Origin of the sequence: Klebsiella sp. YJ (genome assembly GCF_002108615.1) — a bacterium.
In the GTDB taxonomy this organism is placed as follows: Bacteria; Pseudomonadota; Gammaproteobacteria; order Enterobacterales; family Enterobacteriaceae; genus Klebsiella; species Klebsiella planticola.
On record NZ_MTEG01000008.1, the window covers coordinates 121,003 to 143,709 of the forward strand.

Annotated in this window: 25 protein-coding genes; 15 read left to right on the forward strand and 10 right to left on the reverse strand. The window is 55.3% G+C overall.

Going from position 1 to position 22,707, the window contains the following annotated elements:
- The first annotated feature begins 62 nt into the window (after positions 1–62).
- Complete coding sequence (locus BV390_RS10745) at positions 63–398, forward strand: TonB family protein (RefSeq protein ID WP_048619437.1); 336 nt, start codon at positions 63–65, stop codon at positions 396–398.
- 172 nt (positions 399–570) lie between these two features.
- On the opposite strand, the gene BV390_RS31140 is transcribed toward BV390_RS10745, so the two are convergent.
- Complete coding sequence (locus BV390_RS31140) at positions 571–735, reverse strand: hypothetical protein (RefSeq protein ID WP_155274634.1); 165 nt, start codon at positions 733–735, stop codon at positions 571–573.
- Between the two features lie 56 nt (positions 736–791).
- On the opposite strand from BV390_RS31140, the gene BV390_RS10750 reads away from it, so the two are divergent.
- On the forward strand, positions 792–1,355 hold the full coding sequence (locus BV390_RS10750) for a YagU family protein (RefSeq protein WP_004862371.1): 564 nt from the start codon (positions 792–794) through the stop codon (positions 1,353–1,355).
- 56 nt (positions 1,356–1,411) lie between these two features.
- Here BV390_RS10750 and BV390_RS10755 read toward each other — a convergent pair whose 3' ends face one another.
- Together BV390_RS10755 and BV390_RS10760 are read right to left on the reverse strand one after the other, a co-directional pair.
- Entirely contained in the window at positions 1,412–2,371 is a 960-nt protein-coding gene (locus BV390_RS10755) for a YbgA family protein (RefSeq protein WP_085396913.1), read from the reverse strand.
- Between the two features lie 217 nt (positions 2,372–2,588).
- Positions 2,589–3,368 (reverse strand): MerR family transcriptional regulator, encoded by a 780-nt coding sequence (locus tag BV390_RS10760; RefSeq protein ID WP_032696118.1) that lies wholly within the window; start codon positions 3,366–3,368, stop codon positions 2,589–2,591.
- A 128-nt stretch (positions 3,369–3,496) separates the two neighbouring features.
- Between BV390_RS10760 and BV390_RS31145 the strand changes: the two genes are divergently transcribed.
- The 3 genes from BV390_RS31145 to BV390_RS10770 all read left to right on the forward strand — a co-directional run bounded on the left by BV390_RS31145 (position 3,497) and on the right by BV390_RS10770 (position 5,124).
- On the forward strand, positions 3,497–3,643 hold the full coding sequence (locus BV390_RS31145; RefSeq protein ID WP_155274635.1) for a hypothetical protein: 147 nt from the start codon (positions 3,497–3,499) through the stop codon (positions 3,641–3,643).
- Positions 3,644–3,734: 91 nt separating this feature from the next.
- Complete coding sequence (locus tag BV390_RS10765) at positions 3,735–4,316, forward strand: cytochrome b/b6 domain-containing protein (protein ID WP_085396914.1); 582 nt, start codon at positions 3,735–3,737, stop codon at positions 4,314–4,316.
- A 295-nt stretch (positions 4,317–4,611) separates the two neighbouring features.
- Positions 4,612–5,124 (forward strand): anti-virulence regulator CigR family protein, encoded by a 513-nt coding sequence (locus BV390_RS10770; protein ID WP_032687546.1) that lies wholly within the window; start codon positions 4,612–4,614, stop codon positions 5,122–5,124.
- 244 nt (positions 5,125–5,368) lie between these two features.
- Here BV390_RS10770 and BV390_RS10775 read toward each other — a convergent pair whose 3' ends face one another.
- Entirely contained in the window at positions 5,369–6,865 is a 1,497-nt protein-coding gene (locus BV390_RS10775; RefSeq protein WP_032699758.1) for an aminotransferase-like domain-containing protein, read from the reverse strand.
- A gap of 38 nt (positions 6,866–6,903) precedes the next feature.
- On the opposite strand from BV390_RS10775, the gene BV390_RS10780 reads away from it, so the two are divergent.
- Entirely contained in the window at positions 6,904–7,671 is a 768-nt protein-coding gene (locus BV390_RS10780) for an arylamine N-acetyltransferase family protein (protein WP_085396915.1), read from the forward strand.
- 226 nt (positions 7,672–7,897) lie between these two features.
- On the opposite strand, the gene BV390_RS10785 is transcribed toward BV390_RS10780, so the two are convergent.
- Complete coding sequence (locus tag BV390_RS10785) at positions 7,898–8,926, reverse strand: alpha/beta hydrolase (RefSeq protein ID WP_085396916.1); 1,029 nt, start codon at positions 8,924–8,926, stop codon at positions 7,898–7,900.
- Between the two features lie 18 nt (positions 8,927–8,944).
- Positions 8,945–10,132 (reverse strand): MFS transporter, encoded by a 1,188-nt coding sequence (locus tag BV390_RS10790; protein WP_085396917.1) that lies wholly within the window; start codon positions 10,130–10,132, stop codon positions 8,945–8,947.
- A 210-nt stretch (positions 10,133–10,342) separates the two neighbouring features.
- Between BV390_RS10790 and BV390_RS10795 the strand changes: the two genes are divergently transcribed.
- Together BV390_RS10795 and BV390_RS10800 are read left to right on the forward strand one after the other, a co-directional pair.
- Complete coding sequence (locus tag BV390_RS10795; protein WP_032687555.1) at positions 10,343–11,260, forward strand: LysR family transcriptional regulator; 918 nt, start codon at positions 10,343–10,345, stop codon at positions 11,258–11,260.
- Between the two features lie 232 nt (positions 11,261–11,492).
- Positions 11,493–11,753 carry a hypothetical protein gene (locus BV390_RS10800; protein WP_032687556.1) on the forward strand — a complete coding sequence of 87 codons (261 nt, stop codon included), beginning with the start codon at positions 11,493–11,495 and terminating at the stop codon, positions 11,751–11,753.
- Between the two features lie 154 nt (positions 11,754–11,907).
- On the opposite strand, the gene ydfZ is transcribed toward BV390_RS10800, so the two are convergent.
- From ydfZ to ftrA, 4 genes are all read right to left on the reverse strand, one after another.
- Complete coding sequence (gene ydfZ / locus BV390_RS10805; RefSeq protein WP_032687557.1) at positions 11,908–12,111, reverse strand: putative selenium delivery protein YdfZ; 204 nt, start codon at positions 12,109–12,111, stop codon at positions 11,908–11,910.
- Between the two features lie 1,194 nt (positions 12,112–13,305).
- Positions 13,306–13,401, reverse strand: coding sequence for a protein MgtS (gene mgtS / locus BV390_RS30630; RefSeq protein WP_004102377.1), 96 nt, complete (start codon positions 13,399–13,401; stop codon positions 13,306–13,308).
- A 148-nt stretch (positions 13,402–13,549) separates the two neighbouring features.
- On the reverse strand, positions 13,550–13,765 hold the full coding sequence (locus tag BV390_RS10810; RefSeq protein WP_004862336.1) for a DUF4177 domain-containing protein: 216 nt from the start codon (positions 13,763–13,765) through the stop codon (positions 13,550–13,552).
- A gap of 53 nt (positions 13,766–13,818) precedes the next feature.
- Positions 13,819–14,832, reverse strand: coding sequence for a transcriptional regulator FtrA (gene ftrA / locus BV390_RS10815; protein ID WP_085396939.1), 1,014 nt, complete (start codon positions 14,830–14,832; stop codon positions 13,819–13,821).
- Positions 14,833–14,900: 68 nt separating this feature from the next.
- Between ftrA and BV390_RS10820 the strand changes: the two genes are divergently transcribed.
- From BV390_RS10820 to urtE, 7 genes are all read left to right on the forward strand, one after another.
- Entirely contained in the window at positions 14,901–15,293 is a 393-nt protein-coding gene (locus BV390_RS10820) for a rhodanese-like domain-containing protein (RefSeq protein WP_032687560.1), read from the forward strand.
- Positions 15,294–15,482: 189 nt separating this feature from the next.
- A complete protein-coding gene (locus BV390_RS10825) occupies positions 15,483–16,586 on the forward strand; it encodes a cobalamin-independent methionine synthase II family protein (protein WP_047664941.1) in 1,104 nt (367 codons plus the stop codon).
- 175 nt (positions 16,587–16,761) lie between these two features.
- A complete protein-coding gene (gene urtA / locus BV390_RS10830) occupies positions 16,762–18,033 on the forward strand; it encodes an urea ABC transporter substrate-binding protein (protein ID WP_004862326.1) in 1,272 nt (423 codons plus the stop codon).
- Positions 18,034–18,170: 137 nt separating this feature from the next.
- A complete protein-coding gene (gene urtB, locus BV390_RS10835; protein ID WP_032687563.1) occupies positions 18,171–19,736 on the forward strand; it encodes an urea ABC transporter permease subunit UrtB in 1,566 nt (521 codons plus the stop codon).
- Entirely contained in the window at positions 19,736–20,809 is a 1,074-nt protein-coding gene (urtC, locus tag BV390_RS10840) for an urea ABC transporter permease subunit UrtC (protein WP_032699767.1), read from the forward strand. The genes urtB and urtC overlap by 1 nt, the downstream gene beginning before the upstream one ends.
- Positions 20,809–21,606 (forward strand): urea ABC transporter ATP-binding protein UrtD, encoded by a 798-nt coding sequence (urtD, locus tag BV390_RS10845; protein WP_032696125.1) that lies wholly within the window; start codon positions 20,809–20,811, stop codon positions 21,604–21,606. Before urtC ends, urtD begins: the two co-directional genes overlap by 1 nt.
- Positions 21,607–21,615: 9 nt before the next feature.
- Complete coding sequence (gene urtE, locus BV390_RS10850) at positions 21,616–22,314, forward strand: urea ABC transporter ATP-binding subunit UrtE (protein WP_046852461.1); 699 nt, start codon at positions 21,616–21,618, stop codon at positions 22,312–22,314.
- Positions 22,315–22,707 lie beyond the last annotated feature (393 nt).

Here is a 22,707-nt window from a genome sequence, read left to right on the forward strand (position 1 = left end):
AAAATCCTCTGAGCATCAGCCTCTTGTGATAGTATTGAGAATTATTATCAATATGGAAGCTGATGATGAAAATATCCAGGGCCTTTCTGTTTGCCGGCTGCTGCCTGATATCCGCCTGCACCAGCCAGATGAAAGGAGTTGCGCCTGAGCAGCTGGTCTCCACGCCACCCGTTTATCCCTATTACGCGCTGGCCAACCATCTTGATGGGGAAGTGAAGATCCGTTTTGATGTTGGCGCCAACGGTAAAGTGGAGAAAATGTGGATATTAACCTCTGAACCACAGCACCTCTTCGATGATGCCGTCATTTCCGCCGTGGCAAAATGGCGCTTTGAGAGCAATAAGCCCTATAAGGGAATGACCAAAACCATCCGCTTTAAATTAAACAATGCCGGTTAGCGTTAATTCGGCAGCCGATCTTTCTGCTCTACGTTCACCCGGAATTGTTCAGGATCTCTTTGCCGTTGGTCGTCCTTTGTCATTCAGGCAAAACATCGGCGTGCCGGGATAGCGAGGGCAAAGTCGGGGGCCAGAACGGCTGGATTCCCCGAAGTCACTTCACGGTTGTGCGCTAATTTGCCGCTATTTTTGCAATAAAAATAAGGCCGATGGCGACTTTTTGCGGCGAGAAACGTATGCCGTGAGAAGGTAACGCATTGACCTGACGAGCAAAGAGATACGAATAAAAATTGTTCTCATAGACAAAAGTGTGATCGCGATCAATATGACCAGCCATGAGTAACATTAAACATAGCTAATGTATTCATTCTAAAAATAATCAGGTGGTATTCGATGGCTATCAAGGACTTCTTTGCACAAACGGAACCCGGACGCCGACGTTATGGCGTGGCAACAGGCGTGGGGATTATCGCAGGTATTATGTCGGCATTTGTGAAGTGGGGGGCCGAAGTTCCGTTACCGCCCCGTACTTTCTCCGGCGGCAGGGATGAGTTTAACCCGCCCTATCTTTTTTTACGTGATTACTTGGGGATTGATCCTACTCACACCGTTTATACCTTCTCAGAACACATCATCAATCCGGTGATGGTGACACATATTATTTTCTCGCTGGTATTTGCCATTGGCTATTGCGTGGTGGCAGAAGTTTTCCCCAAAGTAAAACTATGGCAGGGGGTATGGGCGGGTATCGTCGCCACTATCGCCGTTCACTGGATCTCTTTCCCTTTATTAGGTCTGACGCCTTCTCTGCTTAATATCCCCGCCGACGAATATATTTCGGAACTGGTCGGGCATATTTTCTGGTTCTGGGCGATAGAGATGATCCGTCGCGATCTGCGAAACCGCATCACTCATGAACCTGATGCCGAAGTTCCGCTGAATTCACCGTTCAGATAATTGCCGCAAAAGCGACAGCAATGACGGGCTCGCGACGGCGGGCCCGTTTTACGTCATCAGAGGAGTCTCAGGCGCAGACCTAAATCCTGTGGATAGGGGTTAAAGTAGTTTTGCGTCAGCAAATAGCGGTCCGGAAATTCGCCCAGGTAGTGTTTGAGCAATGTCATCGGCGCGAGTATTGGCAGCAAACCGGCGCGATAGTTGAGGATCACCTCGCGAAGTTCGCCGCGCTGGCGGCTACTGAGCCGTTCGCGGAAGTAGCCCTGGATATGCATCAGCACGTTGGTATGGTTTTTCCGCGAAGCGGGTTGTTTCAGAATGGCCATCAGCTTAGTGCGATACGCGACAAAGAAGGCATCCAGATCTTCCCACTGATGAAGGGAGGCAACGAAAGGCCCAATTTCGCGATAGCCCGCCTGGTCATGCGCCAGCAGCTGCAGCTTGTACTGGCTATGGTAATCCAGGAGCGCACGACGGCTGAGTCCCTGCGCGCGCAGGGTATTCAACTGGTGCAGAGCGAAGACGCGCTCGACAAAGTTTTCCCGCAGCACCGGATCGTGCAGGCGGCCATCCTCCTCTACGGGCAGCCACGGGTAGTGCGTGAGCAATTGCTGCGTGAAAAGACCCACTCCTTCTTTACGTCCGCGGTTACCGTTTTCGTCATACAGCCGCACGCGCTCCATACCGCAGCTGGGCGATTTCGCACAGACAACAAAGCCAGAGAGGGCGTCCACGCTGGGGAGAAATGAGCGGGTAAATTCGGCCATTTTCTCCGTCACATCATCTTGGGGCGTTTGGCTAAAACGCATCTCAATGGTCCCTTCGGTGGTGTGCACCAGACGAAGGGCCGGGCGAGGCGCGGGCAGGCCGATGGCCATCTCCGGACAGACGGGTTTGAAGGCGACCCAATCCGCCAGTTCATCCATGACAAAGCCCATCCGTTTATGTCCACCGTCAAAGCGTACGGCGGAGCCGGTTAAACATGCGCTGATGCCGACCGCGGGTTGCGTGTTCATGGTGCCATCCTCATGATTGCATTGGTTGTAGGAACAACAGGAGCTGCGTCGGTTGCCGGGCCGCGCGACGTCTTCACATACCTAAAACTTACACAATAACTAATATTTGTCCAAATATTGGCGAGGATATTTATTATTATTTATTTAATTCATGAAGTTATATTTGACGATTTTTACCGGCCCTTTCCGTCAGGCGATGTGGAAAAGCGCGGAGGACTCAATCTCCTTGAGCCGTATCGGCGGCCGCTTCCGGCGAGGCATCGCCGCAGGAGAGGGAGATAACGTCGAGGGCATTGACCTGCTGCCGCCAGCATGCAATCTGTTTTTTGCGGGCTGCGGTCAGTTTTCCGGAGGTGACCAGCAGCCAGTTGCGCTGCGGGAAAACCTCGGGCGCCAGAGCCGCCGGCGGGACGGGAAGGAGATCGATACGCTGGCCCTGGCCGCTACGGGCGAGGGCCTCCAGCCAGATTTCGCAGGAGTCGGAGAGATGCCAGCCGGTTATCAGCCAGTTATCTCCCGGCGCTTTTTTGTCGCCTTCGAGGCAAAACGAGGTATAGGCGATAATAATCCCGTCGAGGATTTCGCGCAGCGTCATCACCGTCGGGATGCGGGCAGACAGTTTACCGCGTAGCGGACGCAATACTTTCGTTACCAGCTCCGGGCGAGGGGACTCGCGGCCTGAATCGTAGATGAGCTGGCGCAGGGCGTCGATTTTACCCTCCTTCAGCCGCTGCAGCATGGTTTCCTGCAGGTTTAACCAGTTGTCAGTACGCCTCGTGACGGGGCTATCCAGCAGAGGTTTCACCTGGCTGACGGGAACGCCTTTTTGAATCCAGTCGAGAATTTTGAGCGCCTGCTGAACATCATCATCGCTGTACAGACGGTGTCCACCCTCTGTACGCCGCGGTTTGAGCAGACCATATCGACGCTGCCAGGCGCGAAGCGTGGTGGGGTTAATCCCGCAAAGCCGGGCAAATTCACCGATGGAGTAAGACATGAAGGAGACCTGAAAAGAGAGGATAGTCCCAATATACTATGAATCATTGCCGGGTAAATGTTAAATGACTACGGCCGCGTAGCCCTGCGCGGTCGCTGCTATCGCGCAGATGATATCAGGCTCCGGTCATGCCGCCGAACGGCGTTATTTCAGCGTTCGCGACGACGTCAAATGCCTCTTTCCGCGACCGCTTTGGCGTCGACTCCAGGCACCCGTCGGCCACCGGTGTTCGCGAACAACCGCAGGCGCGTCCCGCGGATCCTGAAATGGAATAAATTGATAACTTCAGTGTGGTTTTAAGGTTTCGTTAATTAACCGCAACGATACTGATGAAATCAACCTTCCCGTAAACAACATGGTTAAATGATGAAAGACCGGTTATGTAATGCACTTCCTCACCGCGACACCCCTTTTTTTCGTGCGCTACATATCAGCGTAGCGGTATTGGTTTTATTGCAGATTATTAACTCTGATTTTACTGAAAGCGAGGCCCTCGGCGACGTTAACCTGGCTGGGTTCATGACATGGTTTCATGTTATCTCTGGATTTACATTGATTGCTCTGGGTATTGTGATGCTTATCTGGATGCTGACACAGCGTGGTTTTCATTACTATTTTGCCTGGCTGAAGCTCGATTTTCGCGGCATGGCTGCCGATCTCAAGACGCTGATTGCATTGCGTCTACCTGACGCGCATGCCGGGGGAGTGGCGGCATCCATTCAGGGACTGGGTGTTCTGGCACTGCTGGGCGTGGCTTTGTGTGGCGGGCTCTGGTTTGTGCTGAATACCGCGTTTGGTCCATCCTCTGCGCTGGCACATGATGTCCTGGGCTTGCATAGATTCCTGACCGTATTCATTGAGACTTATTTCTGGGCCCACGGCGCAATGGGATTACTGCATATTTTCCTCAAAGTCCGCAGTCAAAGGAATAACCCGGTGACGGAATAATCATGTTAGCGAGAGAGCGGCTGCATTATTGTGCCCGACAAATGCCGATGTCTTGTACTGTATTTCTCAAATAACCGTTCTCCCGGCACTAAAACCGCCGTCAGGACTTTACCTGGCGGCCATCTGGAATGCTGAACTTTTCTTTCCGGTGAATGATGCCGGTTCATTCTCTGAAGGCACGATGGGAGATGATGCGGGTTGCAACATCTGCCAAAAATAAGAAAACATGAAATTGTTAAGGGTATAGCTTTGTCATATGTTTAAAGTGTCCACGTAATCTTAAGGAACCGTCATCATGTTTAAGCGTCGCACTCTCAAAACTGCACTTGCGGCGGTTATATCGCTTGTCGTTGTTGCTGCACCGGTTTATGCAAACCCAGGAAATGGAAATGGCGGTGGGCATGGCAATGGGGGGAGTAACCACGGGAACAGCGGCAATCATGGCAACAGCGCAGACCATAGCAACAAAGGCCAGGGGAATGGGAAGTCTGGTGAGGATCATGGCAACCGCAAGAACTACGGAAAACCAGACCACGTTGACTCCGATATCAGCTTCTCGCGGGCGCGCTCCCTGGCAGTCAATTATGGTCTGGTGGGTTATAAGGCGCTCCCCCCGGGTATCGCGAAGAATTTAGTCCGCGGCAAACCGTTGCCTCCGGGGATTGCGAAGAAAACGCTCCCGGCATCCATGATTAACGATTTACCGTATTACCCAGGATATGAATGGCGTGCGGTTGGCGATGATTTGGTGCTGGTCGCATTAAGTACGGCAATCGTGACATCAATTATTAATGGTGTTTTTGACTAACGCTAACCTGTTTACTCTGAGGCCCCGCAAATGCGGGGCTTTTTTATCGGCGAAAGCTGCACAGGGCAGACAGGGCAGACAGGGCAAAGCGTCTTACGAGCGGCTGAATTTGTCTTCATCAGGTTAATGGAGACCTCTCGCTAACGTCCGCCCCCGGCACAAGGCTGGTATCGTGAACCGAGCAAGCATTTAGCCTCTGGCGCCTTCACAGGATGGATTCGCTGACTGCAGAACACTTCCGCTGTCAATGTCCCGCGGCCAACTCATGGCACAAAAGACCGAGTTGTTCCACGGCATTCAACAGATGGCGGGTGGGTTCATTCGCACCGTTCAAGCGCAGGAAGTTTTTCAGTTCTGCCGCCCCCGGGGAAAACAACGGGCCCGGACTGACACCAATGCCAAGGGCGAGTGCGCGACGATGTACCTCCAGCGCATCTATCTGTGACGGGAGTGTTACCCAAATCAGAAAACCGGCTTCCGGGGCGGCGACCCGCGTGCCCGGTGGGAAGCTTGTTTCAACCTTTGCGATGATAGCCTGTATCCCTTGCGCAATGTGGAGCTTCAGGTGCCGCAGATGCCTGTCATAATCACCGCTGGCCAGGATCTCGTTCGCCGCGGCTTCAATCAGCGGCGCGCCGGCCCACTCTCCGGCCATTCGGGCCTGCAATACCGTTGAGTGATAGCGTCCGGCTGCAATCCAGCCAATTCTCCAGCCCGGCGCCAGGGTTTTAGACAGCGAGCTGCAATAAATAACATTTCCGCACCTGTCGAAGGCTTTACACGCAGGCGGACGCTGCGCATCACCGGCCAGATCGCCATACACATCGTCCTCAATTAAAGGGATGCCCTTACTGGCAAGCAGAGCCACCAGATCCCGCTTGCGGGCGACGGGCATACTGGCTCCTGACGGATTCTGCACCGTGGGTGAGGCAAGAACGGCTGCAGGACGGTGGCGCTGAATGGCTTCTTCAAGTGGCGCTAACAGTAACCCTTCAACAGGATCAGTGGGGATCTGTAATGCCTTCAGCCCCAGATCCTCCAGCAGCAGGAGCGTGCCGAAGTAGGCCGGCTGCTCAATCGCCACGGCATCGCCCGGCCGGCACACGGCGCGAAGAGCCAGACGCAGCGCCTGGGTAGCGCCTGCGGTGATGATAAGGTCATCCGCGCCAAAAAGAGCCCCCCATTGTGCCGCACGTGCGGCAATCTTTCTGCGCAGGTCTGCTCTTCCCGGGGGCAGGCTGTAGCTCTGCCCGCGCGCATCAAGCCGACGACCTGCCGTCTGCAATGCCCTGTGCAGAGTATCTACGGGAAGCCAGGCGGGATCGGGTAGCGCGGCGCCAAGCGGGACCAGGCGCGCCTCCGCGCTCCCGAACAGGGATCTGGCAATGGCGGACATGGTCACCGGCACGGGTACGGGGACAGAAGCGGTGCTCTGCGTCTCCCCGGCGGGAATTATCTGGCGGACAAAGTAACCTGAACGTGGGCGCGCGATAATCAGACCTTCCGCCTCCAGGCAACGTAGTGCTTCCAGCGCCGTGGGGAGACTGACCTGCTCGCGCTCGGCCAGTTTACGCGCGGAGATAATCCGATCTCCCGTTCGCAAAGCGCCTGAAGTCAGAGTCAGCCGCAGCATTTCGGCTATTCGGCGGTAGTGGGGAGTCGGCGGGGATGGCTCGGACATCGTAATCTGTATAGTCTGATTTTTGATAAATCTGACTATACAGGCGATACGAGGCGCCATCTATAGTGTGTGCCACACAAACCAGCCAGGGTAGTCACATGCACAGCGACAATTTCGACCTTTCCCTCTACTTCCGGCGCATAGGCTATAGCGGACCTGCGGCGGCTAATACCGCGACGCTACATGCGCTCATGCGTCACCAGCTCTTTGCGATCCCCTTTGAAAATCTGGACGTACAGGCAGGTAAAATCGTTTCGATGGCACCTGATGATATTGCCGACAAGTTATTACAGCAGAGACGGGGCGGCTACTGCTATGAACTCAACGGGCTGTTTACGATGGCGCTGCAGACGCTGGGTATAACCTACCGTTTTGTTGCGGCACGGCCAATGTTCTACCCCGCGCGCCGGCCTAAAACGCATATGGCGGTCATCGCCGAAGTTGATGGTCGTCAATGGCTTTGCGACCTTGGGTTTGGTAGCTACGGTATCCGCGCGCCGCTGGCCTTAGACGAACTTGATACGGACATCATTCAGGATTTTGATACGTTCCGGCTTAGTCGTGATGCGAGTGGATACTATCTGCTTCAGGCCAGGGTTGAGGGAAACTGGTGCGATCAATACGGTTTTGACCTGTCGCCTCAGGAGTGGATTGATTTTGTTCCGGCCAATTACCTTAACTCCACGCACCCCGACGCGGTCTTTGTACAAAAGCTGCTGGTCATCCAGCATCGACCCGAGGGGCGCTTTATTCTGCTCGGCAATATGCTGAAGACCATTACTGCAGACAGGGTAGAAAAGCAGTTGCTGACAGAAGCTGAAATTGCGCATGCGCTTGAAAACCGTTTTGCTTTGTCTGTCCGCTAATGAAGCCAAATGGCCGATAAGTCCGCAGCTACACGGACACGTTGCAGAAAACGGCCTCACCACTGAGGCCGAAGCTTGCCACAGACCCTGGCACATTATGTCGTTGATGCTGCCGGGGCAGGCTTCGAATCCTGCTCGCTGATTGTGCAGGCACCGCAATACGCTGCAACGCTTACCCCCCGGGAAGGTCAATTTGCCGCCCCCTTTACGGGAGCGGCGGGTATCACTATTTCAGATTGCTTTTAAAGAATGACGTCAGCTTCGCAAAAGGGATCAGGTCAGTGCGGTCATACAGGTCGACATGGCCTGCGCCAGCAACGACATAGAGCTCTTTCGGTTGAGCGGCGCGTTTGTAAGCATCCTCGCTAAACTCTTTGGAATGCGCATTGGCGCCGGTAATAAACAGCATCGGGCGCGGCGCAATGGTTTCAATATCGTTGAACGGATAGAAGTTCATAAATTTGCCGATGCTGCTTAACAGAGGTTTGGTGGTCAGCTCTTGTTGCTCACCCTGCGGGGTATAACCGCCTCGCGCTGTACGGTAGAAATCAAAAAACTCACGCTGTATGGCCGGTGTTGAATCATCCAGTTGGTTTACGGTCCCCGGAATGTACGCCTTCGCTGCGCCTTTAAATTCGGCCATTCGCTGTTCGATGGCCGACTGGATAAAGTCCTGACGCTGCTCTGGCGTCTGGGAATGATTCAGGCCATTGCGGAAAGCCGCTCCCATGTCATACATGCTGACAGTGGCAATCGCTTTCATACGGGGGTCAATTTTGGCCGCACTGATAACAAAGCTGCCGCTGCCGCAAATCCCTAGCACACCGATATTCTCAGGATCAACGTACGGCTGGGTACTGAGGTAATCCACAGCCGCGCTGAAGTCATCAGCATAAATTTCCGGCGAAATCAGATGACCCGGTTCACCTGCACTTTCCCCCCAAAAGGAGAGATCAATCGCCAGCGTTACAAAGCCCTGGTCCGCCAGTTTTTGCGCATACAGATTCGCGCTTTGCTCTTTTACCGCACCCATCGGATGCCCGACGACGATCGCCGGGTTTTTCGCATTCTGATTCAGGGTTTGCGGAATAAACAAATTGCCCACAACGTTCATCTGGTACTGGTTTTTAAAGGTCACCTTTTGCTGGATAACCTTATCGCTTTTATAAAAGTTGTCGGCGCCTTTTGTCATATCCGCCGCAGTGGCGGCAAACGAGCTGATTAACAGCCCCAGCGCCAGAGTCATATTTTTCATGGAGTTTATCCTTAATTGTCAGTGGTGTGTTTGACGTGATGTCAGAATGGTTAACCCTGCTGCGACAATCAGCAGCCCGCCGCTAAGAGCAAAAGTGCTTTGCCAGCCGGTGTGATCAAACGTCAGACCGCCAAGCGTGGAACCCAGGGCGATAGAAAGCTGGATAACCGCAACCATCAGTCCGCCGCCGGCTTCGGCATCATCAGGCAGCGTACGCGCTATCCAGGCCCACCATCCGGTCGGCGCAGCTGTCGCCATCAGTCCCCAGAACCCCAGTAGCGGCACGACAAACCCGAGGTGTTGGCCCGTGAGTATGAGCGTTACGGCGACGACAGCCATGAGTGAAGAGATGGCTGCAAGCGTCGAATAGAGGCCCCTCTTTAAAAAATGACTGATCGCCAGCGTGCCAATAAAACCGGCTATCCCGATGGTCAGTAAAATGAGAGATAAGGTGCTGATATCCACCCGGGTGACGGTTTCAAGAAACGGCCGTACGTAGGTGAATAATGAGAACTGCCCCATAAAGAACAGCCCGCAGGCGAGCAGGCCAACTGCAACAACGGGACGGGAGAGCAGATGAAAAGTAGAACGCCCAGGCCGCCTGTTGTTGTCGGGTGCCATCGCGGGGAGGCTGAAGCACTGCCAGATGAAGGCGACGATCGCGACCGGAACAAGGCAGAGGAACGCTCCGCGCCAGCCCATGACGGCACCGAGATAACTGCCGAGCGGTGCCGCGATAACGGTTGCCAGAGCGTTACCGCCATTGAAAATAGCTAATGCGTGAGGGACCCGATGCCGTGGCACCAGACGAAGCGCCGTGGCGGCAGACATCGACCAGAACCCACCGATCGCAATACCAATCAGGGCGCGACCGGCCATATAAATCAGGTAGCAGGGAGACAGGGCGACCATTGTTGCCGATAAAGCCATTAATGCCGTCATGCCCAGCAGCAGATATTTACGATGCAGATTTCCGGCAAGAGTCGAAAGAGACAGGCTGGTCAATACCGCCAGCGCCCCGGAAATGGCGATCCCCTGTCCAGCCAGTCCTTCACTGACTCTGAGATCGGCCGCGACAGGCGTCAGCAGGCTGACAGGCATAAATTCTGAGGCGATAAGCACAAAGACGCAGAGCGTCATCGCCAGCACACCGCTCCAGTATGCGTGCTGTTCGTAATGTGGATTTTCATGACGGAGTGTGGACATAAACGACTACCTCTGAATATCGACCCGGCTAAATTCAGACAAGCCGGGGCCGGACGCTATTCACGGGAATAACGACAAAAAACGCACGCATAAACATGCTGTTTATGATTATCAATGGCTGAAAGTTTTACACGGCTGGTGTAGCCTGACTAGCTAATGAATACTTAATGGGCTTATAAGCCAGAGTTATTAATTGGGAGTGTCAGGCGAATGAAGCGCAACCTGAATGACCTTCTTTATTTTGTCACCATTGCCCGCGAAGGGAGCTTTACCCGAGCGGCGGCGCATCTCGGCGTGACGCAACCCGCACTCAGTCAGGCGATTTCCGCACTGGAGGAGCGCATGCAAATTCGTCTCCTCACCCGAACCACCCGCAGCGTGTCGCCAACCGCGGCCGGAGAGCGGCTGCTGCAGGCCATCGGCAACCGTTTTGATGAAATTGAAGCTGAACTGGATATGCTCACGGAACTGCGTGACAAACCTGCCGGTACGGTACGAATCACCTGCGGGCCGGATGTATTACGTACCACTTTATTACCCAAACTGACGCCGCTTCTGCGTGAATACCCGGATATTCATATTGAGTTCGATGCTAATCACGGTTTCCGCGATATCGTTGCCGACCGTTTTGACGCGGGAGTGCGTCTGGGCGACACCATTGATAAGGATATGATTGCGATACCGATTGGCCCGGAATTACGCATGGCGGCCGTGGCTTCGCCGGCGTATTTTTCACGCTACCCGATTCCGCAAACTCCACATGAACTGACGCAACACTGCTGTATAAACCAGAGAATGGTCAAGTCCGGGGGACTGTATGTCTGGGATTTTGATCAGGAAGGTGGTGATTTGAACGTTCGGGTGAGCGGGCAGGTGACGTTCAACACATCAGAACATATTGTCACCGCCGCCCTGGCCGGATTAGGCATCGCATTTTTACCTGAGGAAGAGTTTGGTGCGCATATTGAAGAAGGTCGGTTGATCCGGGTGCTGGAAACCTGGTGTCAGCCTTTCCCTGGCTACTATCTGTATTACCCCAGCCGAAAACAAGTTTCTCCCGCATTTTCACTGGTGGTCGATGCTCTGCGTGTTTACCGTATGCGCCAGCCCGTAGACAAGAACAGGTAATTGATATTCCCTCACGTCCGGGCGGCCTCTGGTCTTAATACCTGAGGCCGTCGGTCGCAAACAGATCGAATGCTGCAGGGGGCATGCCTGGGACAGGGCTGTTGGAAGACGCTCTTTTGGTCAATCTGTGCAGTCTATTGAGATATCTCTCGTAAACGATGTTTGCCCGAAATATGCCTGACGCGCGTGACTGCTTAAACTATAATCCCCGGCATTAATGTGGGGGAACTTAATGAAAGGTATGAAGGCGGTGTTGGGTATTGTACTCACAGGAACGCTATCAGGGTGCGCAGCAGTCCAGTATAACGATGGTGACAAGGTCAGCATTCAGGCTGATGCGTGGAACGGTCTCGATAGTTTGCATTCTACGGCCGTTAAAGCCTGTCAGCAGTATGGAAAATCAAAAGCAGTCTATCTCCATAGTGCAAATATGAACCCGAATTTGCCGAAGGGGAGTGGAGTACAAAATACTCTCTGGAAATGTGAGCCGTGATGAGGCCGCGTTGCTGAATGCGTGCCAGACAGAAGGTGATATCGGCAAGTCAGGCAGGGGACAAAAATGCCGTTCCGGTACTGTTCGCTGAATATCTGTTCTGCATGAGCTTGCCAGATATTGAGTTGCCGGTGCCGCAGCGGCATTGCCGTCTTTAGTGTAGGCCAAGACGGATCAGTTCAACGGGTTCGAACTTACCTTCATTCCCTTCAACTTCAATGGTTTTGCTGCGACGTAATTGGGCGGGTGTGAGCCCATTGGAGTGGATAGCAACAATTTTACCCGTTTTACCTGTCCCATTAATCATCACCTGGCTTCCGTTGGTAATAGGATTGCGGTTACGATCATAAGTGACCATGGGTATTTCTCCTCTTTCTCTCTGTGCATCAAAAAAACCGTATTGTGTACAAGGCCGGGCCCTGGTAACGGACGTAATATAAATACGCCTTTGAGCCTGCTATGTTGTTGAGTTTGATCAATGTCACACTTTTTAGCGGTTAAGAGGGGTCTATTCTGCGAGCCAGCGGCGTCATAATAGTTAAATAACGTATAACTCTCACTTTTTTATAATAAAACACAATATCAGCGGGTTGACGTTTTATCTGGCGCTGGCGATCGGCGCAAACATTCTGTTGAAGCAACCGCTGATACCGCCCCGGGTCATTTCCTGATAAACCCATAGGCCTTCTGACACTTTTAGCCCCTCATTCCCGGGAGAAGTCAGACTTGATGTCGCCGGTTTTCACATTCAGTTGATAGCCTTTGTTGCGGTTAAAAAGGCCACCTTCCGGTGGCTGTTTTAATCGCTGTAATAAACACCTTAACGGAGGTCTGGCCCATGAAAGTGTCCAGCGCCAGGACCACCGCCGGGTCCTCCTCCGGGGCCTCCAGGCGGAAGGATGCATCCGGAAAGAGACACGGCTGCGCAGAGCACAAAAATGACAAGGATAATTTTTTTCATAATAGCTCCTGAACTGGCGAGCCTCAATTGCAAACCAAAAATGTGAATATTTTATGGAGAATCAATAATTCCCTTTCGCTACACACCTTAAACCGGAATATTCCATGCGTAAAACCTGGCCGCGAGGCCATCAAAGCGATGTGTTGACCTGAGTGGTATTTCTGCTGGTTCGCAGCGAGGGGGGCTCAATACCGATGTCCCTCTAAGAGAAGCGGTGATGGGGGCTGTAGTGCTTTGTCATGCACGATGCCATTACGCCATCGAACGACATGCATTTATCTTGAATAATCCGCGAGGAGGGTCTGTTTAAAAATAGTCCGGCGATGCATGTGAGAAAAAAGGCTAGCAACGGAATAGCTATATAGGTTTTCACTGGCAAGGAATCCGATATCGCGAATAATGCTGAATAATCTACACCCGCTGTATGAATGTAAAGTGACGATCCTTCATTGCAATCGGGGCCCCAGGCATAGCGGAAGGCGTGAATTTCTCATAATGAAGCGAAAGCTATGATCGGGAAGCTAAAAGCGGAACGCCCCCTGGTGCAATCAGCAGCAGGGGGCGGTTACGGGTGGGGATTATCGTCGTTCATCAGTCATCCCATTTGTGGCTTAGATACGCGGCAAGAAAACCAAAGAACAGAATTGTTCCCAGTACTGCCATAAATACATGCATATTTCCCAGCATGATTAACCTCCATCATTGATTAGTGTGCGCTAAGTAGTCCTTATTGAACGTGGTGTACGGTTGTTGCATAAAGAATAACCTGGTCAACCTAAACAAATAATTAACCAGGAAAACTTTTTCAGCGTGAAATAAATAGTGCGGTGAGGGGTTAGAGTGGCCGTTCAAGGACGAACAGATAGGCCTCGCGCGACCAGAACAGTCCGGTTCTGCGGCGCTCCACGGACATCGTTTTGACTTCCCAGCCCTGCAGGGTGAACTCATTGAGAAAACGGCTCATTTTCTCCGGGTCAGCTTTCGCTTCGCCAAAAAACATGCTCCCCAGAATTCCCTCTTTGTACAGAACGACTCGACACTCTTTTTTCATCTGACAGGCTCCTTGCGTAATGACAGCGATCGGCAAACCATTGTGACCGCCTGCTACGATTTTACAACCGCAGCGGCAGAAAACTTCTTCCGGTATGCGGATGGGCTGATAGCGAACTGCTGGCGAAAATGGTGGCGCAGGGTGCCGGCATCGGCGAAACCGCTGAGTTCGGCGATTTTATCGATGCTGATGCGGCTATGGGTCAGATGCTGCTGCGCGCGCTGCAACCGCTCATCCAGCAGCCAGCGCGCAGGGGTCTTACCGGTCGCCGCCTGAAAACGGCGTAAAAAGGTGCGAGGACTCATCCCCGCCTGTTGCGCCAGCGACGCCACGGTATGGCTGGCGGCAAGATGCTGATGCAGATAATCAAACACCAGCCCCAGGCGCTGGCTTTCCCGCGTTTGGGCGACAGGGCGGACAACCTGCTGCGCCTGCGCGCCGTCGCGATGCGGAGAGACAACCAGTCGTCTGGCCACGGTATTGGCGGCGTCAATCCCATAATCCTCACGCACAAGGTGCAGGCACAGGTCGATGCCGGCGGCACTGCCCGCGGAGGTCATCATGCCGTCAGAACCCACGTACAACACATCGGCGACCACATCAATCAGCGGGAAGCGCTGGCGCAGATTCTCCGTGTATCGCCAGTGCGTTGTCGCTCTGCGGCCATTGAGTAACCCGGCCGCCGCGAGAACAAATACGCCGGAGCAGATTGAGATAATCCGACAGCCGCGCGCATGGGCGGCGGCTAAGGCATCGCACAGCGCCGCCGGGACCGGGGCATCGATTCCGCGCCAGCCGGGAACCACGATAGTCTGCGCATCCTGAAGCAAATTCATGCCGCCGTCGGTCATCAGCCGGATACCACCGGTAGCCCGTAGCTCACCGTCATCGACGGCGGCGACCGCGAACTGGTACCAGCGATCGCCCATTTCCGGGCGGGGAAGACCAAAGATCTCCACCGCGATACCAAACTCAAAGGTGCACAGGCCATCGTAGGCCAGCACAACGACCTTATGGTGTGACAACGTCACGGGAGGATTTGTCAGGATTTCAACGTTTTCTGTCATGGTTGCCGGCAGAGGATAAGTGAGCGGATTCATTAAATTAGTGGTACCACAGACAAGGAGAATACGCCATGAGTGTTGTAACCGCTTTTACCCCCGCCGCTTGCGCCGACGCTGCCGCCTGGTTCCGGCATAAACTGAGTTTTGAAACCGACTGCGCGGATGTCTACAGCGCGATGCGCGACGGGGCGTGCGATTTTGTACTGCTGCACGTCGTCGGCAGTGCGGAGACCTTTGCCCGACGGCATCTGCCTGGAGCGCTGCATTTGCCGCATCGCCTGATCGATGCCGGCCGCATGAGCGCGTGGCCAGCTGAGACGCTGTTCGTCGTCTATTGCGCCGGCCCCCACTGCAACGGTGCGGATATTGCCGCTCTCAAGCTGGCTGAACTGGGGCGTCCGGTCAAAATGATGCTCGGCGGCCTCACCGGCTGGCAGGACGAGGGGCTGCCTTTCGCCGACTAACTCACTGCGGCCGGTTCTGCGGGTAGCCGGCCGCTAAATGAATTTATTTCATGTCCGATGAATTTTTCTCGTTTGCCGCTGACGGCAGTGCATGACAGTATCTGGACATATAGCCATCCAGAAGTCTAAAATTCAAATAATGAACTATCACGGCAGGCAACTAATTGTGCTTACCGCTAAGGAGACACCATGCAACGTCAACAGGCCCCGTTCCGCGCAGATATCGTCGGCAGTTTTTTACGTCCAGAGGCAATAAAGGTCGCGCGTCAGCAGCTTGCCGAAGGCGCCATCGATGCACAACAGCTGCGCCAGATTGAAAATGATGCTATCCGCCAGCTGGTCAGGCAGCAGTGTGATTGCGGGCTGCACGTGGTGACAGACGGCGAATTTCGCCGCGCGTGGTGGCACTTCGATTTCTTCGATGGTTTAGAAGGCGTTGAACGCTACGATTCCGACAAAGGGATCCAGTTCAACGGCGTGCAGACCAAAGCTCACGGCGTTCGCGTCATCGGTAAACTGGCGTTTGGCGATCATCCGATGCTGGAAGATTTTCGTTATCTGAAAAGCGTCAGCGGCGAAGCGCAGCCGAAGATGACCATTCCAAGCCCGAGCGTGCTCCATTTCCGCGGCGGGCGTAAAGATATTGATGCCACGGTTTATCCGGACCTCGCCGACTATTTCGACGATCTGGCGACCACCTGGCGAGATGCCATTCGCGCCTTCTATGATGCCGGCTGCCGCTATCTGCAGCTCGATGATACCGTCTGGGCCTATCTGTGTTCCGATGAACAACGTCAGCAGGTGCGCGATCGCGGCGACGATCCTGACGAGCTGGCCAAAACGTACGCCCGGGTGCTGAATAAGGCTCTGGAAGGCAAACCGGACGATTTGACCATCGGCCTGCACGTTTGTCGCGGGAACTTCCGTTCCACCTGGATCTCGGAAGGCGGCTATGAGCCGGTTGCCGAGGTGCTGTTTGGCGGGGTCAACGTCGATGCGTTCTTCCTCGAGTATGATAATGACCGCTCCGGCGATTTCGCCCCGCTGCGCTTTATCCGTCCGGGCAAGCAGCAGGTCGTGCTGGGATTAATCACCACCAAAAACGGCGAGCTGGAAAACCCGGAGGGAGTGAAAGCGCGTCTGCAGGAGGCCGCGCAGTATGTTGCTCTGCAGCAGATTTGCCTCAGCCCGCAGTGTGGCTTCGCCTCGACCGAGGAGGGGAACGCGCTGACGGAACCCCAGCAGTGGGATAAAGTCCGCCTGGTCACCGGGATCGCCGCTCAGGTCTGGTAACCGCTCTTCATAGCGCAGCGTTGCACCGTTTTGAGGCAACGCTGCCTGTCTGTTTCTCTCCTGCCGCGCCGTCGCGCGCTTTCCCGCCGTCAGATAACCTGGCACCGTTTTTGCCTTATCACTTCCGGATAGTCGTTCATTCATTTTTCGTTTTTGCGATTTTCAGGAGTGAATCATGCAGCGTCGAACATTATTAAAAGCTTTCGCACTCTCCGCCTCTACCGTTCTCATGGGCTACTCTTTCCAGGTTTATGCCGCCGACACCATTAAAGTCGGGATTATGCATTCGCTCTCCGGGACCATGGCGATTTCCGAAACCCCGTTGAAAGACGTGGCGCTGATGGCGATTGACGACATTAACGCTAAAGGCGGCGTGCTGGGGAAAAAGCTCGAGCCGGTGGTTGTCGATCCCGCGTCAAACTGGCCGCTGTTCGCGGAAAAAGCCCGTCAGCTGCTAACCCAGGACAAGGTGGCGGCGGTCTTTGGCTGCTGGACATCGGTCTCACGAAAATCGGTTCTGCCGGTTTTTGAAGAGCTGAACGGCCTGCTGTTCTATCCGGTACAGTACGAAGGCGAAGAGATGTCGCCAAACGTCTTCTATACCGGCGCGGCGCCGAATCAGCAGGCGATCCCGGCGGTGGAATACCTGCTGAGTGAAGATGGCGGCGGGGCGAAACGCTTCTTCCTGCTGGGCACCGATTACGTCTATCCGCGGACCACCAACAAAATTCTGCGCGCCTTCCTGCATGCAAAAGGGATCCAGGATAAGGACATCGAAGAGGTCTATACCCCGTTCGGTTACAGCGATTACCAGACCATTGTGGCCAACATTAAGAAATTCTCCGCCGGCGGTAAAACGGCGGTGGTTTCTACCATCAACGGCGACTCCAACGTCCCGTTTTATAAAGAGCTGGCCAACCAGGGGCTGAAGGCCACCGATGTGCCGGTGGTGGCCTTCTCGGTCGGTGAAGAGGAGCTGCGCGGTATTGATACCAAACCGCTGGTGGGGAACCTGGCGGCGTGGAACTACTTTGAGTCGGTCGATAATCCGACCAACAAACAGTTCGTGGCGGATTACCGTGCCTATGCCAAAGCCCACAAGTTGCCAAACGCCGACACCGTGGTGACTAACGATCCGATGGAAGCCACCTGGGTTGGGCTGCACATGTGGGCCCAGGCGGTAACCAAGGCGGGGACCACCGATGTCGATAAGGTGCGGGCAGCGATGGCCGGCCAGACCTTCAACGCCCCTTCGGGCTTTACTCTGACCATGGACGCGACTAATCACCATCTGCACAAACCGGTGATGATTGGCGAAATCGAAAGCAACGGGCAGTTCAACGTCGTCTGGCAGACCGATAAGCCGGTGCGCGCCCAGCCGTGGAGCCCGTGGATCGCGGGCAACGATAAGAAACCCGATCATCCAATAAAAACTGCCGCGAATTAAGCGCCTCTCTCCCGGGTGCGCATGCGTTGCCCGGGCGACATAAGTCGCCCCGGTAAGCGCCAGCGCCACCGGGGATATCCCGGAATCCCGCGCGACCCTCGTTAGCGTTAACGGGGAAATGACACAAGGAGATACTCATGAGCACATGGCGCATAGTGGGGTATTACCTCGCGCTACTGGTGATGATCGTGCCGTGGCGGGCGCAGGCAGCGGACGCGGATGATTTTGTGGCGGCCAACCGCACCCAGCAGGCGCGCCTGCTGGAACAGTGGGCTGCCGCGCCGGACGCCCAGCGACTGCCGCTGCTGCGGGCGCTGAAAGCGGAAACTCTGGTGGCGGACGACAGTGGCCACGCCTTCAGCCAGCAGCAGGCGCTGGGAGCCGCGCACTCTCCACAAGGGGCGACAAAACCGGTTCGCCTCACCAACCGCCTGCGTAATCTGGTCGCCGGGGCGCTGGCCACCCATCTGCTTGTCAGTGACAGTGTCACGGAAAGAGCGGCCGCCGTCAGAACGCTACAGCGGGAGGCTACGCCGGAAATGGCGGGGCTGTTGCAACAACGGTTGGCGGTTGAAACCGATGAGGGCGTGAAAACGCAGCTGGACATTGCGCTGGCCCGTCTGCAGCTTGCCAGCCCGGACAGCGCCAGACGGCTGGCTGCCGTTGAGCAGCTCGGCCACTCGGTGGATCCGGATACCCAGGCGCTGCTGATTCCCTATACCGATCTTCAGCATGAGCCTGACGCCCGCGTGCGCGCTGCGGCGGCAAACAGCCTGAGTCAGATTAAACAGCGTCTGCTGCTCGGCGATATTCTCGGCCAGGCGTTTATGGGGCTGTCGCTGGGGTCGGTTCTGCTGCTGGCGGCGCTGGGGCTGGCCATCACCTACGGGTTGCTGGGCGTCATCAATATGGCGCACGGCGAGATGCTGATGATCGGCGCCTACAGCTGCTGGCTGGTGCAGCAGGCGCTGGCCCAGCTGGCGCCGCAGTGGCTGGCTTTTTATCCGCTGGTCGCGCTGCCGGTCGCCTTCCTGATAACCGGCGGCATCGGCATGGCGCTGGAACGCACTATCATTCGTCATCTCTACGGCCGGCCGCTGGAGACGCTGCTGGCTACCTGGGGGATTAGCCTGATGCTGATCCAACTGGTGCGCATGCTGTTCGGCGCCCAGAACCTGGAAGTGGCCAACCCGGCCTGGCTCTCCGGCGGTCTGCAGGTTTTGCCGAACCTGATCCTGCCGTGGAACCGCCTGGCGGTGCTGGGCTTTGTGCTGCTGGTGCTGTTCTTCACCTGGTTAATTCTCAATAAAACCCGCTTAGGCATGAACGTACGGGCGGTGACGCAGAACCGGGCGATGGCGGCCTGCTGCGGCGTGCCGACCGGGCGCGTGGATATGCTGGCGTTTGGTCTCGGTTCGGGTATCGCCGGGCTGGGGGGCGTGGCGCTGTCGCAGCTGGGTAACGTCGGCCCGGAGCTGGGACAAGGTTATATCATCGACTCCTTCCTGGTGGTGGTGCTCGGCGGCGTCGGCCAGCTGGCGGGGAGCGTGGTGGCCGCCTTTGGCCTCGGCATCTTCAACAAAATCCTTGAACCTCAGCTCGGGGCGGTGTTGGGCAAGATCCTGATCCTGGTGCTGATCATCCTGTTTATTCAGAAACGTCCGCAGGGGCTGTTTGCCTTAAAAGGGAGGGTTATTGACTGATGAGCCAACCAATTACCTTAACATTAGCGCGTAAGGCGCCGCGGCCGCTGCAATGGCTCGGCGTGCTCCTGGTGCTGGGGTTGCTGAGTATGCCATTTCTGGCGCTGCTGCCGCAATCGCATCCGCTGGCGGTCTCCACCTGGCTGCTGACCCTGAGCGGTAAAATCCTCTGTTACGCGATTGTCGCCGTTGCGTTGGATCTGGTCTGGGGCTACGCCGGTATGCTGTCGCTGGGCCACGGCATCTTTTTCGCCCTCGGCGGCTATGCGATGGGGATGTATCTGATGCGCCAGGCGGCGGGCGACGGTCTGCCGGCATTCATGTCTTTTCTGTCGTGGAGCGAGCTGCCGTGGTTCTGGTGGGGAACGCAGCACTTTGCCTGGGCGATGCTGCTGGTGGTGCTGGTTCCGGGGCTGCTGGCGCTAGTCTTCGGCTGGTTTGCTTTCCGCTCTAAAATCAAAGGTGTCTACTTCTCGATTATGACCCAGGCGTTGACCTACGCCGGCATGCTGCTCTTTTTCCGTAACGAAACCGGTTTTGGCGGCAACAACGGTTTTACCGGATTCACCACGCTGCTTGGCTATTCCGTTACCGCGACCACCACGCGGGCAGCGCTATTTATGGTCACGGTTTTACTGCTGCTGCTGACGTTAGGGATCGGTTATCTGCTGGCGCAGAGTAAATTCGGCCGGATCCTGACGGCGGTGCGTGATGCGGAAAACCGGCTGATGTTCTGCGGATACGATCCGCGCGGATTTAAGCTGCTGGTGTGGACGCTGTCGGCGGTGCTGTGTGGCCTGGCAGGCGCACTGTACGTGCCTCAGGTGGGCATTATTAACCCCAGCGAAATGTCGCCGACCAACTCCATTGAAGCGGCTATTTGGGTGGCGCTGGGTGGACGCGGCACCTTAATTGGTCCGGTTCTTGGCGCCGGGCTGGTGAACGGGGCGAAGAGCCTGTTCACCGTCACGATGCCGGAGTACTGGCAGCTGTTCCTTGGTCTGATTTTTATCATTGTGACCCTGTTTTTACCTCGCGGGGTTATTGGCCTGCTACGCAAAGGAGACCGCTAATGCTACCGGATGAAGGACTGTTTACCCGCCAGCAGCCTACGGACCGCTTTCGCGCGCAGACCGACCCGGTACTGGAGCTGGAGAACATCAACGTCAATTTTGATGGTTTCCAGGCGCTGACGGATCTCTCATTGCAGATTGGCGTGGGCGAACTGCGCTGCATTATCGGGCCGAACGGCGCCGGGAAAACGACGCTGATGGATGTCATTACTGGCAAAACCCGGCCGCAGAGCGGCAGGGCGCGCTATGACCAGTCCATCGACCTGCTCGGACTTGACCCTATCGCTATCGCCCGCCAGGGGATCGGTCGCAAGTTTCAGAAACCGACGGTGTTTGAGGCGCTGACCGTCGCTGAAAACCTTGAGCTGGCGCTGAAAGGCGATAAGTCGGTCTGGGCCAGCCTGCGGGCGCGGCTGAACGGCGAGCAGGAGGACCGCATCAGCGACATTTTGCGCCTGCTGCGTCTTGATGGCGAACGTACGCGCCCGGCGGGGCTGCTTTCTCACGGGCAAAAACAGTTTCTCGAGATCGGCATGCTGCTGGTTCAGGAGCCGCATCTGTTGCTGCTGGATGAGCCCGCTGCCGGGATGACCGATGCTGAAACCGAGTATACCGCCGAGCTGTTCCGCACCCTCGCCGGGCAACATTCCCTGATGGTGGTGGAGCACGATATGGGGTTCGTCGAAACTATCGCTGACCGGGTCACGGTGCTGCATCAGGGACAGGTGCTGGCAGAGGGCTCGCTGCGCGAGGTGCAGGCGAATGAGCAGGTGATTGAAGTGTATCTCGGTCGTTAAGGAGAGCGAATGTTACAGGTTAATCAGTTACATCAATATTATGGCGGCAGCCATATTCTGCGTGGGGTTGATTTTGAGGCCCGGCAAGGCGAGGTCACCTGTCTGCTGGGACGCAATGGCGTGGGTAAAACCACCTTACTGAAGTGCCTGATGGGGCTGATTCCGGCACGCAGCGGCGAAGTCATCTGGCAGGAGAAAACGATTACCCAGCGTAAACCGCACCAGCGGGTACAGGCCGGTATCGCCTATGTGCCGCAGGGGCGTGAAATCTTTCCTCGCCTGACGGTGGAAGAGAATCTGCTGATGGGGCTGTCGCGGTTTCCGGCCAGGGACGCTGGGCAGGTACCGGAAGAAATTTATCAGCTGTTTCCGGTGCTGAAAACCATGAAACAGCGGCGCGGCGGCGATCTCTCCGGCGGTCAACAGCAGCAGCTGGCCATTGGCCGCGCGCTGGCCAGCCGGCCACAATTGCTGATCCTCGATGAACCGACGGAAGGTATTCAGCCGTCGGTCATCAAAGAGATTGGCGAAGTGATCCGTCAACTGGCGAACCGTGGCGATATGGCCATTCTGCTGGTCGAGCAGTTTTATGACTTTGCCGCGGCGCTGGCGGATCGCTATCTGGTGATGTCGCGCGGGGCGATTATTCAGCATGGAAAGGGCGCGGATATGGAAGCGGAAGGGGTGCGCGGCATGGTGACGATTTAAAGGGCTGGCATGATTGAGGGCTTTGTCGCATTGAGGCAAGGCCCGTGTGCTTTCGACATACCCATCCTATAATGAACGGCTGTCTGTTCGCCATTTATTCTGCATTAAGTATAAAACTCAGTATATTTCATTGTTAGTCGTTCAGTTTGCTTATCTGTCTGCTCTCTATAAGATGACTCCGTTGATGATAGGGCGGTAATTGCGCCGTCCCTTTGATTAATTTCTGCGGCTCGCTCGTTCATTATTATTCATCATTTTAGGAGTTTTCTTTGTTTTAATTATTTGTTATTTATATGTGTGGCAGGCATCAATATCCGCCATATATTGTAAGCGATAAATCACTCCCGCGCCTGCCGAAAGGGTACTTAAGCTGCGAATTTAACGTCAAAGCCA

Bases quoted from the DNA above. Each gene is read 5' to 3' on its own strand.
- BV390_RS10745 (WP_048619437.1), top strand. From the start codon at position 63: ATGATGAAAATATCCAGGGCCTTTCTGTTTGCCGGCTGCTGCCTGATA.
- BV390_RS31140 (WP_155274634.1), bottom strand. From the start codon at position 735: ATGGCTGGTCATATTGATCGCGATCACACTTTTGTCTATGAGAACAAT.
- BV390_RS10750 (WP_004862371.1), top strand. From the start codon at position 792: ATGGCTATCAAGGACTTCTTTGCACAAACGGAACCCGGACGCCGACGT.
- BV390_RS10755 (WP_085396913.1), bottom strand. From the start codon at position 2,371: ATGAACACGCAACCCGCGGTCGGCATCAGCGCATGTTTAACCGGCTCC.
- BV390_RS10760 (WP_032696118.1), bottom strand. From the start codon at position 3,368: ATGTCTTACTCCATCGGTGAATTTGCCCGGCTTTGCGGGATTAACCCC.
- BV390_RS31145 (WP_155274635.1), top strand. From the start codon at position 3,497: ATGCCGCCGAACGGCGTTATTTCAGCGTTCGCGACGACGTCAAATGCC.
- BV390_RS10765 (WP_085396914.1), top strand. From the start codon at position 3,735: ATGAAAGACCGGTTATGTAATGCACTTCCTCACCGCGACACCCCTTTT.
- BV390_RS10770 (WP_032687546.1), top strand. From the start codon at position 4,612: ATGTTTAAGCGTCGCACTCTCAAAACTGCACTTGCGGCGGTTATATCG.
- BV390_RS10775 (WP_032699758.1), bottom strand. From the start codon at position 6,865: ATGGCGCCTCGTATCGCCTGTATAGTCAGATTTATCAAAAATCAGACT.
- BV390_RS10780 (WP_085396915.1), top strand. From the start codon at position 6,904: ATGCACAGCGACAATTTCGACCTTTCCCTCTACTTCCGGCGCATAGGC.
- BV390_RS10785 (WP_085396916.1), bottom strand. From the start codon at position 8,926: ATGAAAAATATGACTCTGGCGCTGGGGCTGTTAATCAGCTCGTTTGCC.
- BV390_RS10790 (WP_085396917.1), bottom strand. From the start codon at position 10,132: ATGTCCACACTCCGTCATGAAAATCCACATTACGAACAGCACGCATAC.
- BV390_RS10795 (WP_032687555.1), top strand. From the start codon at position 10,343: ATGAAGCGCAACCTGAATGACCTTCTTTATTTTGTCACCATTGCCCGC.
- BV390_RS10800 (WP_032687556.1), top strand. From the start codon at position 11,493: ATGAAAGGTATGAAGGCGGTGTTGGGTATTGTACTCACAGGAACGCTA.
- ydfZ (WP_032687557.1), bottom strand. From the start codon at position 12,111: ATGGTCACTTATGATCGTAACCGCAATCCTATTACCAACGGAAGCCAG.
- mgtS (WP_004102377.1), bottom strand. From the start codon at position 13,401: ATGCTGGGAAATATGCATGTATTTATGGCAGTACTGGGAACAATTCTG.
- BV390_RS10810 (WP_004862336.1), bottom strand. From the start codon at position 13,765: ATGAAAAAAGAGTGTCGAGTCGTTCTGTACAAAGAGGGAATTCTGGGG.
- ftrA (WP_085396939.1), bottom strand. From the start codon at position 14,832: ATGACAGAAAACGTTGAAATCCTGACAAATCCTCCCGTGACGTTGTCA.
- BV390_RS10820 (WP_032687560.1), top strand. From the start codon at position 14,901: ATGAGTGTTGTAACCGCTTTTACCCCCGCCGCTTGCGCCGACGCTGCC.
- BV390_RS10825 (WP_047664941.1), top strand. From the start codon at position 15,483: ATGCAACGTCAACAGGCCCCGTTCCGCGCAGATATCGTCGGCAGTTTT.
- urtA (WP_004862326.1), top strand. From the start codon at position 16,762: ATGCAGCGTCGAACATTATTAAAAGCTTTCGCACTCTCCGCCTCTACC.
- urtB (WP_032687563.1), top strand. From the start codon at position 18,171: ATGAGCACATGGCGCATAGTGGGGTATTACCTCGCGCTACTGGTGATG.
- urtC (WP_032699767.1), top strand. From the start codon at position 19,736: ATGAGCCAACCAATTACCTTAACATTAGCGCGTAAGGCGCCGCGGCCG.
- urtD (WP_032696125.1), top strand. From the start codon at position 20,809: ATGCTACCGGATGAAGGACTGTTTACCCGCCAGCAGCCTACGGACCGC.
- urtE (WP_046852461.1), top strand. From the start codon at position 21,616: ATGTTACAGGTTAATCAGTTACATCAATATTATGGCGGCAGCCATATT.